The sequence below is a fragment of the Aedoeadaptatus urinae genome, assembly GCF_900155585.1.
In the GTDB taxonomy this organism is placed as follows: domain Bacteria; phylum Bacillota; class Clostridia; order Tissierellales; family Peptoniphilaceae; genus Aedoeadaptatus; species Aedoeadaptatus urinae.
The window spans coordinates 382,098-395,554 of sequence record NZ_LT707417.1 but is presented as its reverse complement, the minus strand read 5'-3'; the positions used below and the strand labels follow the sequence as shown (position 1 = coordinate 395,554).

The following is a 13,457-nucleotide window of genomic DNA, read 5'->3' as shown; positions in this document are numbered from 1 at the left end:
TTTGTCAAAGAAAGAAGGTCAAAATCATTTTGAGGACAAAAAAAGACCCGGCGGGGCCGGATCTTTGGATCCCCCACAGGGCCGGGCTTCGTTTAATTCAGACCCGCCCTTAAATTAAAGGTGGGTAATTTGCTAACTACGTCTAACTTCCACTCAGTGGAGGCTTGTTATAGGTAACTAGACACAATTTCCCGTGTCTGATTTGTCGGTTGAATTAATAGAAGGTATCGAACCGCGCAGGGGTTATTTAATTTATATATATTATACTACGATGCCCCTTCTTATTCAAGAATGGCGCGGCCTAAAGCACCCACTCCGCGTCGAGCTTCACGTCAACGGAGCGGCTCACCAGCCGGTAAATGGGGTTGACCTCTTGGGTTTTGATCAGGAGGGCGTTCAGCTCCTCTTCGTCGCCGTCGGCGTAGTAAAAGAGCTTCACGTGAATGGACTCGATGTCCGGCGGATCGTCGTAGCCCCGCACGGGAACCATGCGCAGGGGATTTTTCAGCCGGGCGTGAAGGATGCCTTCAATTTCATCCATGACGATCCCCGCCTGTTTAAATTCCTTAATGGCAGTGTGAATCATGGAAGAGAGCAGGCTCCCGAGAAAGTAGCTCATGGCGGTAACGCCGTCGTATTCGTTGTCGAAGCTCATGGTGCAGCCCACGGTGAGCTCTTTACGGTCCGTGTAGAGGCGCACTTCCTTTAGGTCCTGACAGGTGCCCCGCATGCTCATTTCGAAGACGTGGGCTTCTTCGGGTTTGTCCACCCGCTTCGCCGCCGAAGATTTTATTTCGCCGGAAAAGTTACGCATAGCGCGCCCTCAATTTTTCTTTCACCGATTCCAGCACGGCGAGTTTTTCTTCGATGTGTTCCAGCTCGTTTACGGGCTTTTTCGCGAAGGTGGCAAAGCCGCAGTCGGGATTGAGCATGATCCGCTCCTTGGGCAGATATTCCATGACTTCTTCCACCCGGGCGATAATTTTTTCCGCCGGCTCCGCTTCGTCGCTGCGGGGATTCATGACGCCGAGGCCCAAGGTGGCTTCTTTGAAAATGTCGTGGCCTTCGAAGAGGGATCCGATGCTCCCGGCGCGGTCCGTGGAAAATTCCAGGAAGTAGATGTCCGCCTTCACGGCTTCGAATAGATCCAAAAGGGGCGTGTAGGGGCCCGTCAGAAGAATGGTTTCGTCCTTGCTCCAATTGCCCCGGCAGACGTGGAGGCCCACTTTGGATTTGCTCCGGTCGATGGTCTTAAAGACCGATTGAATCAAGTGGGTGGCGAAGGCCAGCTCTTCCGTGGGGTCTTTCTTTTCCGACAGGGACGCGCACATAAAGGTGCGGGTGTGGGCGGGTGAAAAGACCACTTCCGTGAGCACGGGCTCGTCGAATTGAATGATGTCCACGCCCATGGCCTGCAGCTCTTCGATCTCTTCTTTAAAGACGCGGATCACGTCTTCTCCCAAGGCTTCCTTGGAATCGTAGAAGTTGTCGGAAAGTCCTTTGAGCCACATGGAGCGAGTGACGAGGTAAGGACCGGGCAGGGTGATTTTGATCTTGCGGTCCGTGAGTTTTTTCATGGCCTCCAGCTCGCCGCCGACCAGGGAGCGGCTGCGCTTGATCTTGCCTTGGCAGATGGCGTTTTTAATGCTGTTGGCCGGCACGTCCAAAATGCTCAACATGTCCTCGTAGGCTTTTTTATCTTCGATGTAGGGAAGCATGTCGCTCATGCTCATCATCTCTACGCCGTCCAAGGCGCCGGCGATAAAGGATACGTAATTGTCTCTGCCCTGTTCCCCCGAGGTAATGTAGTCCACGTCGTAGGCCTCTTGCAGGCGCACGACTTTTTCCGTGCCCGCCGCCACCATGGCTTCGTAGCTTTCCCTGTCCAAACGCCCCTTGGACAGGTCGCGAGCGGCCTTTAAGAGAGCGTTGCCTCTGGGCATGGAGCCCATTAAGGATACTTCAAACATAAATCCTCCTTTAAAAAAAGACAGACTCAGGAGGCGGAGATTTGATGCTCTTCGCCTCCCGTCTGTCTTGATTTTATATCTTGCCGTCCTTCTTATTCAAAGAAGTTCATGTAGTCGACGGCTTTTCTGATTTCGGTGAAATTCGTGGTGCGGCCGTCCACCCATTTCTTTAAGCCTTCCAGATCCAAGATTTCCTTGTCCCGTTTCTTGCTGTAGTCCATGGTCTTTAACACGGCGTTGAAGGCTTCGATGTCTTCGTCTGCCACGCCTTCGTGAGCAGTGAAGATGCAGTGGTCGAAGCCGTTGGTTTTGCCGATGACTTCCAATTGATTGCCGTCCACGGTGCCGTCGGCGGTCCATGCTTTGTAGTTGCCTTCGATGGCAAAGCCCGCCACGTTTTCGCCGGCTTCCACGGATTTAATGGCGTCCAATTCGCCGCCGGTGTGGTCGCCGTCAAGGCCTACGCCGATGTCGTAGCGCACTTCTTCGTAGTCTTTGCCGAATTCCATGCCGTTTTCACGGAGGTATTGAATGGGAATCAAACGGGCTTGAGGCGAGTCGATGGCACCGAATGCCACTTTCTTGCCGCGAACATCTTCCACGGATTGAATGCCGCTGTCTTTTTTTGCCACGAGCACCGTGTGCAGATCTCTGTCCGTGTCACGCATGAGGCCGTATTTTACCTTGCCTTCCATGCGAATTTCCGCTTCCCGATTGGCCAAGGGGGAGTTCCAAGCGATGTCGATTTCCTTGTTCATCAGAGCCTTCACTTGGTTTCTGTAGTCGTCGAAAAAGACCGGCTCGATTGAAATATCGTGGCCTTGGTCTTCGATGAATTGGCGAATCATGTCCCAGATAACCGTGACCTTGGGATCGTAAATAACTGCGCCTACTTTTAATGTTTTCGTCATTGTCTCATCCTTTCTCAAAACAAAACGAGCGATGCATAAGCCTTCGCCCGTTTTTATACCCAATTCTTACGGAATCATTTGGCCCGTTAAGACGGAGCCGATCCATTGATGGAGAACGTCGACACTCGGTGCCATGACTTGACCTGCGAGGCTGTCTACCAGGTAGCGAGCAAAGTTTCTGTATTGGCTGTATGCACGGCCACCGCCGATTAACATACCTAAGCGACCGGATTCCACGACGTTTTCGATGGCGATGACGCGGGCGGAAAGAATTTTTACCAAAGCGTCTTCGTCGCCGTTACGTGCTGCCAATGCCGATGCGCGGCAAGCGGATACGCCGGCGTTGGCGTTGTTGTAGATCTTGGAGATGTGAAGCTTAATGGTATCCACATTGGCCAAGGTGGAGCCGTCGGGGAACTTTCTGTCCATGGCGTGCATAATGGCTTCTCTTGCAATGGCTTCGTTTAAGCCGCTGTAGACGGCTGCAAGGCCTTGAATGAACAGAGGAGCGGCAAAAGCGAACATTTGTTCCAATCCGGCACCAATTTCGCCAATTCGATTCATTTCATCAATACGCATGTCTTCCATGTACATGGGGCAGGATACATTGCCCTTTAAGCCGATGCCGTTCCAGCGATCCATGCGGAAAGTCAGGCCCTTGGCGTCCACAGGGATGCAGAAGTGGTCCGTGTCGGCGCGACCTTCGCCGGTCTTGGCATTAAGAATGTAGTAGGACGCGTATTCAGCGGAGGTAACCATGCTCTTAGAACCGTTGATTACCCAGTCTTCGCCGTCTCTTTTTGCGGTGGTATCAGGTAAATGGAAGTAGACGCCGGAGCCGGATTCGGAATAAGCCAAACCAAAGATCTTGCCTTCGTTAATGACTTCGTCGATGATTTTTTTCTTTAATTCGTCTTTTCCTGCGTTTAAGACGACGTTTAATCCTACATTATGCATCATGTAGCAGAGACCGACGGTGGCCGATTCTTTAGCAAGGGCGCGAACGACTTCGGCGTGGTCGTAAATGTCGCCGCCGAGGCCGCCTTCGGATTCGGGGATGATCAGCTTTAAGAATCCTTCGGCATATAATTTTTCGAAGATGTCTTTCGGGAACTCTTTGGTTTCGTCGATTTTCTTTGCAACGGGAGCCACGTATTTTTCCGCAAACTCGCTGGCCTTTAAGTAGTAGTCCATTTTAACCTTTCTCCTTTTTTAAGCTTATGTTCACATCCGACGATCAGGGGCATTGCACGACATCGCCGCGCGGCGGATACGCCTCCGAAAAAATATTTTCGGCGGGACAAAGTGTCAAATGCATACGCACCCCGTACACTCTATTACTATCACGCTCCGGGAGCCCGGTCAAATTTTAATTTTCAATGCAAAAAATGAACTATTTGCTTTTTCTATAGATTAAAAAATCTTTCACTTTGTCCTCTCTCCCGCTTCCAATATTTCGCAGATTTAATTAAAAAAAACGGGCGATGCAAATGCCTTCGCCCGTTATTATGCTCATTTTTACGGAATCATTTGGCCCGTTAAGACGGAACCGATCCATTGATGAAGAATGTCTACACTCGGTGCCATGACTTGACCTGCGAGGCCGTCTGCCAAGTAGCGAGCGAAGTTCCTGTATTGGCTGTATGCGCGGCCGCCGCCGATTAACATACCTAAGCGACCGGCGTCGACGACGTTTTCGATGGCGATGACGCGGGCGGAAAGAATTTTTGCCAAAGCGTCTTCGTCGCCGTTACGTGCTGCCAAAGCGGCTGCGCGGCAAGCGGATACGCCGGCGTTGGCGTAGTTGTAGATCTTGGAGATGTGAAGCTTAATGGTGTCCACATTGGCCAAGGTGGATCCGTCGGGGAATTTTCTGTCCATGGCGTGCATAATGGCTTCTCTTGCAATGGCTTCGTTTAAGCCGCTGTAGACGGCTGCGAGGCCTTGTACGAAGAGGGGTGCAACCAAGGTCAGGATTTGTTCCATGCCGCTGCCTTCGGTGCCAACGCGGTGCAGTTCATCGATAGGCATGTTATCCATGTACATGGGGCAGGATACATTGCCCTTTAAGCCGATGCCGTTCCAGCGATCCATGCGGAAGGAAAGGTTCTTGGAGTCCACAGGGACACAGAAGTTGTCGGTGTCGGCGCGGCCTTCGCCGGTTTTTGCAATGACCATGTAGTAGGATGCGTATTCAGCGGAGGTAACCATGCTCTTGGAGCCGTTGATTACCCAGCCTTCGCCGTCTCTCTTGGCGGTGGTTTCGGGATAGTAGAAGTTAACGCCGGAGCCGGATTCGGAATAAGCCAAAGCCAGGATCTTGCCTTCGTTAATGACTTCGCCGATGATTTTTTTCTTTAATTCGTCTTTCGCTGCGTTTAAGATGACGTTTAATGCCACATTGTGCATCATGTAGCAGAGACCGACGGTAGCCGATTCTTTTGCCAGGGCGCGAATGATTTCAGCGTGATCGAAAATGTCGCCGCCGAGGCCGCCTTCCGATTCGGGAATGATCAGCTTTAAGAATCCTTCAGCATACAATTTTTCGAAGATGTCTTTCGGGAATTCTTTCGTTTCGTCGATTTCTCTTCCTACGGGAGCCACGTATTTTTCCGCAAACTCGCTGGCCTTTACGTAATAGTCCATTTTAACCTCTTTCTTTTTTAAGTACAGGTTCACATTCCGACGATAGGGGCCCGTAGCACGTCATTCGCCACAGGGCGAATCCGCATCCGAAAATGTTTTCGGCGCGGCTATGGAACAAATGCATACACAGCCCGTATACTCTATTTCTAACACGCCCCATCAGCCCGGTCAAATTTTAATTTTCAATGTTTGAATTGAACTATTCCGTTTTTCTATAGATTAAAATTTCTTTTTCTTTTCGCTCTCGCCCGCTCCCCTTATTCTGCGGCTTCCTCTAAAATTTTCTTCCACGCCTCGGGCATGGGCGAGGTCAGGGTCATAAATTTTTTCGTCCGCGGATGGATAAAGGACAGCTCACAGACGTGGAGATGCACTTGCCCCTTGCCGCCGCCGTAAAGCTCGTCGCCTAAGACGGGATGGCCGATATGGGCCATGTGGCAGCGTATTTGATGGGTGCGTCCCGTTTCCAGCTGCAGCTCCAAGAGGCTTACCTCCCCCGATACCAGCGTCCTATAGCGCGTCAGGGCCCTTTGCCCGTCGGGGCGAACCACCCGCACGAGGGAAGCCTCGCCGCAGCCGATAGGCCCGTCGATAGTGCCCCCTTCCTTCACCTCTCCCTTCACCAGTGCCAGGTAGCGCTTGTTCTTCGTGTGATTTTTTACCAGCCGGCCGTAGGCGTAGGGATTTTTCGCTGCGATGACCAGCCCCGTGGTCTCCTTGTCCAGTCGCCCCAACATGCGCACCTTCCTCTTCAGGTCGATGGATGTAAAGTAGCCGGCGATTTCGTTGGCCAGGGTGTGATCGGGATACATTCTGCAGGGCATGGCGGGGATCACGCCCTTGTCGATGACGAGGAGGTCCTCGTCTTCGTAAACGATCTTCTGCGTAAAAGGTGCGGGCACCAGATCCGTGGCCTCATCTTTAAAGGACACGGCGATCGCATCTCCGGCATCCAGGGGCGTGGATTTAAAAATCACCTCGCCCTCTCGCCGCACCAGGCCCGCGAGAAAGGCCCGCCGCAGGTGGCCGTTTGAGAAGCCCACGCCTCTTAAAAAAGTATCCGCCCGCTTCACCGGCGCCTGTGTTATAAATTTCATGGCCTCTGTACTTTTCATTTTTCTCCTTTTGCTTTACCATATAAGTGAAGGACTTTTTATAAAGGAGGTGATCTGATGACCAACCCCATCATTAATATTATTTCGAATTCCAATTTTGAAAGTCGAAAAACCACCAAGCGGCTCATTCAAAAATTGAAGCAGCATCAATTTATGCCCACCACCAATCTCTCCCCCAATGCGGAGCTGACCATTACCGTCGGCGGCGACGGCGCCTTTATTAAGGCGGTGAATCGCACGAACTTTTCTTCCACGCCCATCGTGGGCATTAACACGGGCCACTTGGGTTTTTATCAGGAAATCAGCCCGGAACAGTTGGACGCCTTTATCGACGATTATAAAAATAAAAATTACCACATCGAGGCCCTGCCCATTTTAAACGGGGAAGTGTATACCAATCAGAAAAAGTATTCCATTCAGGCCATAAACGAGGTGGTCTTAAAGGCGCAGAATTCCAAGGTCATTCACATGAATGTCTTCGTCGACCGAAACCATTTGGAAAAATTTTCCGGCGACGGCATGCTCGTGGCTACGCCTTCGGGCTCCAGCGGCTACAATCTGTCCCTCGGCGGCAGCATGATCCATCCCCAGGTGGAGGCCATGGTCCTGACGCCCATGGCGGGAATTTCTTCCCAAAGCTATCGCTCCTTAAAGACGTCCCTGGTCATTCCCGGCGAGCACGTGATCTCTCTCGTCCCCGAGCGGCGCTACGCCAACAGCAATCTCATTCTCGTCGACGGCAGGGAGCACAGCTACAGCCAGCTGAAGCGGATCAACATTCGCTTCTCGAACAAGCGGATTCAAAAGCTGGTCGTCGAAAATAATTACTGGGAAAATATTAAGAGCAAATTTCTTTAAAGGAAGCCCCGCGGGGCTTTTTTTATTGCCACGAAAAAAGAGCCCCGCGGCTCTTTATTTCTCTTTCATCACATCCAGCATGACGCGGTATTCCGATTCGATGATTTCGCTCCAGGCAAAGCGCTTGATTTGTTCGTAGACAGCATCGGGAAACGCTCTGTCTTCTCTCACCGCCAGCACTTGTTTTTCCAGCGCCGCCTCCAGGCCCTGAACGTAGTCGTCGATTTCCAGTTTGTGGGGCTGATCCGTGTTATAAAGCTGTGGCAGCTTTACCACTTCCACCACGTCACTTGCCAAAACCTCGTCGCCTAAGAGCTCCATCAAACCGTCGAGCTCCGATGTCACCAAGCGCATGCGGCAAGCCAAGGCTTCGATGGCGATGAGGCCCAGGCCCTCGTAATAGCTGGGCAACACGAAGATATCGCAGGTCTTCATGTGGGCGCCCAGGGCCTTTTGGTCGATGACATTGTGAATCTTAAAGCCTTCCTTGTAGTGGGCACATTCGAAGATGCGGTCCTTGCGGTCCAGGCTCTCTTCGCCGATAAGCTCCATGTCCACCTCGGGATACTTCCGCTTCAAATTGGGATAGGCCTTGGCCAGCTCGTAGACGCCCTTGGCCCGGGACAGCTTGCCGGCGTAAATGATTTTGATGCGGTCGTCGTGGCGCCAAATGCCCTGATCGTTAAAGACGGCTTCGTTGTAGCCGCCGCCCATGACCGTGATCTTGGATTCGTCGATGGCAAACATCCTGGCGATGGCGGCCTTGTCTTTTTTCGAAAGGGCGAAGACGTGGCGCAGCTTGTCCATATTACTCGTGTAGGCTTCCAGTAAATCCTCGTGCTTTTCGCCCTGACGCAGATCCGTGCCGTGGCAGACGCCGATGACGGGCACGTCCTCGAAAATTTCCAGCACCATGTCCGTCAGATACCACAGGTGGTGAGCGATGATCAGATCCGGCTTAAACTCCTCCTTGGCCGCCTCCAGCCGCTTGCGAAAGGCCCGGCGCCAGATTTCCACTTTCCTCGCATCCATTTGGGAATAGACCGTGTTGTCGTAGGGCATTTCGTCGCTCATGCCGGCGATGGGAAAGGGCACGTCGTCGGTGTTAAAGGCAACCGGGTATTGCTTTTGGTGAAAATCGAAATGGTAGGGCGATTGAGTGCCGTAGACCAAGGCGTTTTCCACTCCCTTCTTCTCCAGTCCGTTGACCAGATTCGAATAATAGATGCCGCTTCCCGTTCGTGTGGGCAGCTGCGCCAAGGTGTGTAATACTCTCATGTCCCCTCCTACTGTTTCTTGCCGTACATGGATTTGTAACGGGCGATGTTTTCGTCGTTTAAAAAGTCGTTGGCCGCATTGATTTCCTGAAAAAGCTTCGTCGTGTCTTCCTCGGGATTCAGGTCCGGGTGATATTTTTTGGCGAGCTTTTTATAAGCCAGGCGAATTTCGTACTTGTCGGCATTCACGTCGACGCCTAAGCGGTGCACGGCGGCTTCGTATTTTTCCTTAAAGCCCCCGTCGTAGGCGCCGTAGCTTTCCTGATTATTGCCGCCGCCGAAATCGCCGTAGCTTCCCTGATTATAGCCGCCGAAATTGCCCTGATTAAAGAAGGCCTCGAACTGGCGGCGAAACATTTCCTCCTCCATGCGAGCCCGCTCTTCCTGTTGACGGCGGCGCTCCGCTTCGATTTTTCGTTCGTAGCGTCTGCCGTAGTCCCCCATGGTTTCATAGGTCACGTCTTTTCCCAAAAGGTAGTAGTCCGCCCGCTCGTAAAAATATTCCGTCGCCATGTACTGCAGGTACTTGAGCCGGCTTACGGCAAAGGAGCCGATGACGGGGAAAATTAAAATCAAAAGCACGATGCTCCCCCAGGGCATCCCCCCTCGGGAGGAATAGCTCATGGGAATTAAAAAGATAAAGAAGAAAAGGCAGCCCCCGAAAAATAATACCGACAAAAGCAGGCTGCGAAAGGAGCGGGACAGCTCCGTCAATAGACTGAACAGCCCGATAAAAAATTCCAGCACGTAGTCGATGGCCGTGCCCACGTATTTAAAAAGGTTGCCGTAAAATTTATTCATGTTCCCTCCTGTGCCGTTCCATAAAAGCCAGATCCTCCAGGACCAGGTCGTTTTCGCCGGCCAAGGTTTCTAAATGGTGGGTAAGCTCGTGGTAAAGGGTGTCCTTTAATTGCTCCGTGATTTCCTCGTGAGAATAATAGCTGTACAGGGCCATAAAGGAGCCGTAGTACAAGACGATGCTCTTGCCCATGGGCTCGGATTTATAGTGGCCCATGACGTACAGCTCCGGATAGGTCTCGTCGTGCATTTCATCTCTGGAAAAAATCACGCCGCCGTTTAAGCCGCGAAAATATTCCCGTGGCAGCTCGTCCACCAGGTCGTCTAAAATCGACGCCATTTCGTCAAATCGATCGTCCATACCCACCTCCTGAACTTTCATTATATGGGATTGGCGGCAAATTATAAAGGGTCGGTAAAAATCTTCGACTTCTCTTCGCTTTTCGAAATTTCTCCATTAAAAAAGGCGAAGCCGAAGCCTCGCCATTTGTTTACAGTTGCTTTCTCAGTTCCGGGTGTTTGTTGTGGCGTCCCACAAAGCTCAGGATGCCGACGATCAAAAGCACGCCGACGATAAGGGGAACGTAGGGATCTTGGATGAAGCCCGCCACGATGTAGCAGACGGCACTCACCCCTGCCACGGTTAGGGCGTAGGGCAGTTGGGTGGATACGTGGATGACGTGATTGCATTGGGCCCCCGCCGAGGACATAATGGTGGTGTCGCTAATGGGCGAGCAGTGATCGCCGCAGACGGCGCCTGCCAGGCAGGCACTGAGGCCGATGAAAAAGAGATGATCTTCCACGCTGAACATGCTGACCACGATGGGGATCAGAATCCCGAAGGTGCCCCAGCTGGTGCCGGTGGCAAATGCCAAGAGGGATGCCACGATAAAGATAACTACGGGAAGGAACATTTGCAAGCCGCCGGCTACATTGCTCATGGAATTGCCGACGAATTCGGCGCTGCCTAAAAGATCGTTGGAAATATTCTTCAATGCCGTCGCCATGGTTAAGATCATAATGGCGGCCACCATGGAGTTAAATCCTTCCGTCAAGCAGTTCATGGATGTGTTGAAGCTGATGACGCGGCGGATCATCAAATAGGTAATGGTAAAGAACAAAGTAATGGTGGCGCCCCAGGGAAGAGCCACGGTGGCATCGGTGTTGCCGAAGGCGCCGACGAAGTCGCCGGCAAAGCCCGAGGCGGGGTCGAAAAAGCCGCCGACGTAAATCAGGGCCATGACCGATGTGACGATAAGGAAGATAATGGGGATCACCAGGTCAAAGAGGCTGGCGCGATCCGAGGTTTCCACGGTGTGCACTTCTTGTTCCAATGCGGAAATGTCTTCTCCCTGAAGAACCGATTCTTCGTAGCGAAGCATGGGGCCGTAATCGTCCCGTCTCCAGATTAAGACGATGACGAAGGCCAGGGTCAGAAGAGAGTAAAAGTTATAGGGTATGGCACGGACGAACATGGTGATGCCGCTCATGCCCGTGCCTTCCGCATAACCCGACACGGCTGCCGCCCAGGAGGATATGGGGGCGATCATACAGATCGGTGCCGCCGTGGCGTCGATGATGTAGGCCAACTTGGCGTGGGAGATCTTGAAGCGGTCGGTGACCGGTCGCATGACGCTGCCCACGGTAAGGCAGTTAAAGTAATCGTCGATGAAAATTAAAATGCCGAGGAAGAAGGCCGCCGTTTGCGCGCCCCGTCTTGATGTAATGTGCTGGGACGCCCACTCGCCGAAGGCCTTGGTGCCGCCGCTGCGATTGATGAGGGCGACGAGCATGCCCAAAAGGACGAGGAAGAGGAAAATCCCCGCCGTGCCGGAGACGGCGTTGATAAGGCCGTCGTTAATGACGTGGTCCATGGTGGTAGTAAAGGAGCCGCCGCCGGCTAAGACCGCGCCGACGAAAATCCCCGTAAAGAGAGAGGGGAACACTTCCTTGGTGATCAAAGCCAGTGTAATGGCTACGATAGGCGGAAGAAGGGACCAGGCTGTAGCCTCGGTGGTCATGCCCGATGCCGCTACGGCAAAGCTGCCGCCGATGGCGACGATGCCGAGGATTAATGCGATGATCAGATTGCGTTGATTGTTCATAGAATCTTCCTTTCTTGTTTTTAAATCGAAAAAAGAGCCATGATACTATCATGACTCTTGTTTTTTCATACGAAAATAAAAACACAAAAGGCACGATAGCTCTCCGTTCCGTAGAACGACAGTACGCAGGATATTCTCCGACGTCCCGGTGAAGGATACCCGTGGACACAAGCATCCGACCCTCGGCACCGCACCCTTTCGCGGACATCCATTGACCGGGGATTTCCGTTACTGATGTGAAGTGCGCCTCTATCATGTGGATTCGATTGTTGAATATGAGTATAGCAGACCGATATAAAATGTCAAGGAAAAGATTTAAATTTTTTATAAAACGACTAAGCTCGCTCCCATGACCATCATGCCGAAGATAAGGCCCAGAAGGGACAGGTGGGTCTCGCCGTAGGCCCGGGAGGCGGGCAAGAGCTCGTCGAAGGAGATCAGCACCATGATTCCTGATATGGCGCCGAAGACCACGCCGAACAGGGTGGGCGTCAGGAAGGGACGAAGCAAGAGATAGGCCAAAATGGCGCCGATGGGCTCGGACACGCCGCTTAAAAAGGTGAGCCACAGGGCCCGCTTCTTGTCTTTCGTGGCGAAGTAAATAGGAGCCGCCACGCCAATGCCCTCGGGAATATTGTGCATGGCGATGGCCACGGCGATGGAGATGCCCATGGCCGGGTCCAGAAGACTGGTCATAAAGGTGACCATCCCCTCGGGAAAGTTGTGGATTCCGATGGCCAAGGCGCTCTTCAGCCCCACTTGCTCCAGAGCCTGCTCCTTGCTCTTCTCTTCCATCATTTCCCCGTTGGTCTTTATGTCGTGGGGCTCGTCGGCTTCGGGCACCAGGTGGGAGATCAGGCCGAAGATCGCCATGGAGCCGAAGAAGGATGCCAGCGCCATCCATTGGGCCTTGGCGTCGGACATGGTCTTCAGAAAATTTTCTTGGGCCATGGGCATCATTTCCATAAAGGAAATAAAAATCATGACGCCGGCGGAAAAGCCCAGAGCCGCCGAGAGAAATTTTTTGTTGTCGGACTTGGATAAAAATACGATCAGCGCACCGAGCATGGTGGCGAGACCGGCCAGGGCGGTACTTACAAATGCAACGGCGACATTGGACATGGTGCCTCCTCTATTTCTATGCCGATACCGGCGATAACGACTTAACAGTACACCATTTTATCATACTTTTGAGGCAATAAAAAACGCCTCCCGAGGGAAGCTCAGGGAGGCGATTTTATTTAACGAAAGAGCCGGACGGCTTCGTTGGTCAGCCGTTTTAAAATCAAGGCTTGCACCACGATTTTAATGACCAGCATCAGGCCTTGGAAGGGAAGCTTTGCCGTAAACAGCGGGCCGTAGGGGCTGCCCGTCAGCATGTGCACCCACACGGTGCCCAGGCAAATATTGACCACCACCGTGGCCACCACATTGGCCAGGACGATGCGCTTTAAGGTCAATTCCTTCTTGTAGTAGAAGAAGCCGTAGATCACGGCGCCTAAAAAGGCATTAAAAGTAAATCCCGGAAAATAAGGGCCCGTAGGCTTGGTAAAGAACCCGATAATGTCGGCTACAGCCGCCGCGATCCCCGAGGGGATGGGCCCTGCCACCGCCGATGCCAAAGTGACGGGAATAAAGGAAAAGCTGATCCTTTGCACATTGCCCAAATCGATTCCCAAGGTGCGGGTAAAGACGATTTGAAGCGCCACCATCACCGCCAAAAAGGCCAGTTTCTTCGTATTTAATTGTTTCATTTTTCCTCCTTAAGCTGCTTAAG

General features: G+C 52.4%; 13 protein-coding genes, 1 other RNA gene and 1 riboswitch. Of the genes, 1 reads left to right on the top strand and 13 read right to left on the bottom strand.

Annotated features, from left to right (window positions below):
- Nucleotides 1-66 precede the first annotated feature (66 nt).
- The 7 genes from ssrS to BQ7397_RS04200 all read right to left on the bottom strand — a co-directional run bounded on the left by ssrS (nucleotide 67) and on the right by BQ7397_RS04200 (nucleotide 6,642).
- Nucleotides 67-246, bottom strand: a non-coding RNA gene (ssrS, locus tag BQ7397_RS04230) — 6S RNA.
- Nucleotides 247-301: 55 nt separating this feature from the next.
- Nucleotides 302-814: an OsmC family protein gene (locus tag BQ7397_RS04225; protein WP_077074866.1), complete on the bottom strand. Its 513-nt coding sequence runs from the start codon at nucleotides 812-814 to the stop codon at nucleotides 302-304.
- Nucleotides 807-1,970, bottom strand: a complete 1,164-nt coding sequence (locus BQ7397_RS04220; protein WP_077074865.1) for a cobalamin-independent methionine synthase II family protein — start codon at nucleotides 1,968-1,970, stop codon at nucleotides 807-809. Before BQ7397_RS04220 ends, BQ7397_RS04225 begins: the two co-directional genes overlap by 8 nt.
- A gap of 92 nt (nucleotides 1,971-2,062) precedes the next feature.
- Nucleotides 2,063-2,881 carry a phosphate/phosphite/phosphonate ABC transporter substrate-binding protein gene (locus BQ7397_RS04215; protein ID WP_077074864.1) on the bottom strand — a complete coding sequence of 273 codons (819 nt, stop codon included), beginning with the start codon at nucleotides 2,879-2,881 and terminating at the stop codon, nucleotides 2,063-2,065.
- 66 nt (nucleotides 2,882-2,947) lie between these two features.
- The gene (locus BQ7397_RS04210) at nucleotides 2,948-4,075 is read right to left on the bottom strand and encodes an acyl-CoA dehydrogenase family protein (protein WP_077074863.1); all 1,128 of its coding nucleotides are present in this window, start codon (nucleotides 4,073-4,075) and stop codon (nucleotides 2,948-2,950) included.
- 324 nt (nucleotides 4,076-4,399) lie between these two features.
- On the bottom strand, nucleotides 4,400-5,527 hold the full coding sequence (locus BQ7397_RS04205) for an acyl-CoA dehydrogenase family protein (protein ID WP_077074862.1): 1,128 nt from the start codon (nucleotides 5,525-5,527) through the stop codon (nucleotides 4,400-4,402).
- Between the two features lie 257 nt (nucleotides 5,528-5,784).
- A complete protein-coding gene (locus tag BQ7397_RS04200) occupies nucleotides 5,785-6,642 on the bottom strand; it encodes an RluA family pseudouridine synthase (protein ID WP_077074861.1) in 858 nt (285 codons plus the stop codon).
- 57 nt (nucleotides 6,643-6,699) lie between these two features.
- On the opposite strand from BQ7397_RS04200, the gene BQ7397_RS04195 reads away from it, so the two are divergent.
- On the top strand, nucleotides 6,700-7,500 hold the full coding sequence (locus tag BQ7397_RS04195) for an NAD(+)/NADH kinase (RefSeq protein WP_077074860.1): 801 nt from the start codon (nucleotides 6,700-6,702) through the stop codon (nucleotides 7,498-7,500).
- 54 nt (nucleotides 7,501-7,554) lie between these two features.
- On the opposite strand, the gene BQ7397_RS04190 is transcribed toward BQ7397_RS04195, so the two are convergent.
- From BQ7397_RS04190 to BQ7397_RS04165, 6 genes are all read right to left on the bottom strand, one after another.
- A complete protein-coding gene (locus BQ7397_RS04190; RefSeq protein ID WP_077074859.1) occupies nucleotides 7,555-8,778 on the bottom strand; it encodes a glycosyltransferase family 4 protein in 1,224 nt (407 codons plus the stop codon).
- 8 nt (nucleotides 8,779-8,786) lie between these two features.
- Nucleotides 8,787-9,578, bottom strand: coding sequence for a J domain-containing protein (locus BQ7397_RS04185; protein ID WP_077074858.1), 792 nt, complete (start codon nucleotides 9,576-9,578; stop codon nucleotides 8,787-8,789).
- Complete coding sequence (locus BQ7397_RS04180) at nucleotides 9,571-9,936, bottom strand: metallopeptidase family protein (protein ID WP_077074857.1); 366 nt, start codon at nucleotides 9,934-9,936, stop codon at nucleotides 9,571-9,573. The genes BQ7397_RS04185 and BQ7397_RS04180 overlap by 8 nt, the downstream gene beginning before the upstream one ends.
- A gap of 130 nt (nucleotides 9,937-10,066) precedes the next feature.
- Nucleotides 10,067-11,680: a Na+/H+ antiporter NhaC family protein gene (locus BQ7397_RS04175; RefSeq protein WP_077074856.1), complete on the bottom strand. Its 1,614-nt coding sequence runs from the start codon at nucleotides 11,678-11,680 to the stop codon at nucleotides 10,067-10,069.
- An 88-nt stretch (nucleotides 11,681-11,768) separates the two neighbouring features.
- Nucleotides 11,769-11,940: riboswitch (Lysine riboswitch) on the bottom strand.
- 64 nt (nucleotides 11,941-12,004) lie between these two features.
- Nucleotides 12,005-12,802, bottom strand: a complete 798-nt coding sequence (gene zupT, locus BQ7397_RS04170; protein ID WP_077074855.1) for a zinc transporter ZupT — start codon at nucleotides 12,800-12,802, stop codon at nucleotides 12,005-12,007.
- 119 nt (nucleotides 12,803-12,921) lie between these two features.
- Complete coding sequence (locus BQ7397_RS04165) at nucleotides 12,922-13,434, bottom strand: folate family ECF transporter S component (protein ID WP_077074854.1); 513 nt, start codon at nucleotides 13,432-13,434, stop codon at nucleotides 12,922-12,924.
- Nucleotides 13,435-13,457 lie beyond the last annotated feature (23 nt).

What these genes read in the sequence shown, in the direction of transcription:
- BQ7397_RS04180 (WP_077074857.1), bottom strand. Translation starts at nt 9,936, where the DNA reads ATGGACGATCGATTTGACGAAATGGCGTCGATTTTAGACGACCTGGTG.
- BQ7397_RS04225 (WP_077074866.1), bottom strand. Translation starts at nt 814, where the DNA reads ATGCGTAACTTTTCCGGCGAAATAAAATCTTCGGCGGCGAAGCGGGTG.
- BQ7397_RS04185 (WP_077074858.1), bottom strand. Translation starts at nt 9,578, where the DNA reads ATGAATAAATTTTACGGCAACCTTTTTAAATACGTGGGCACGGCCATC.
- BQ7397_RS04165 (WP_077074854.1), bottom strand. Translation starts at nt 13,434, where the DNA reads ATGAAACAATTAAATACGAAGAAACTGGCCTTTTTGGCGGTGATGGTG.
- zupT (WP_077074855.1), bottom strand. Translation starts at nt 12,802, where the DNA reads ATGTCCAATGTCGCCGTTGCATTTGTAAGTACCGCCCTGGCCGGTCTC.
- BQ7397_RS04210 (WP_077074863.1), bottom strand. Translation starts at nt 4,075, where the DNA reads ATGGACTACTACTTAAAGGCCAGCGAGTTTGCGGAAAAATACGTGGCT.
- BQ7397_RS04175 (WP_077074856.1), bottom strand. Translation starts at nt 11,680, where the DNA reads ATGAACAATCAACGCAATCTGATCATCGCATTAATCCTCGGCATCGTC.
- BQ7397_RS04200 (WP_077074861.1), bottom strand. Translation starts at nt 6,642, where the DNA reads ATGAAAAGTACAGAGGCCATGAAATTTATAACACAGGCGCCGGTGAAG.
- BQ7397_RS04195 (WP_077074860.1), top strand. Translation starts at nt 6,700, where the DNA reads ATGACCAACCCCATCATTAATATTATTTCGAATTCCAATTTTGAAAGT.
- BQ7397_RS04190 (WP_077074859.1), bottom strand. Translation starts at nt 8,778, where the DNA reads ATGAGAGTATTACACACCTTGGCGCAGCTGCCCACACGAACGGGAAGC.
- BQ7397_RS04205 (WP_077074862.1), bottom strand. Translation starts at nt 5,527, where the DNA reads ATGGACTATTACGTAAAGGCCAGCGAGTTTGCGGAAAAATACGTGGCT.
- BQ7397_RS04215 (WP_077074864.1), bottom strand. Translation starts at nt 2,881, where the DNA reads ATGACGAAAACATTAAAAGTAGGCGCAGTTATTTACGATCCCAAGGTC.
- BQ7397_RS04220 (WP_077074865.1), bottom strand. Translation starts at nt 1,970, where the DNA reads ATGTTTGAAGTATCCTTAATGGGCTCCATGCCCAGAGGCAACGCTCTC.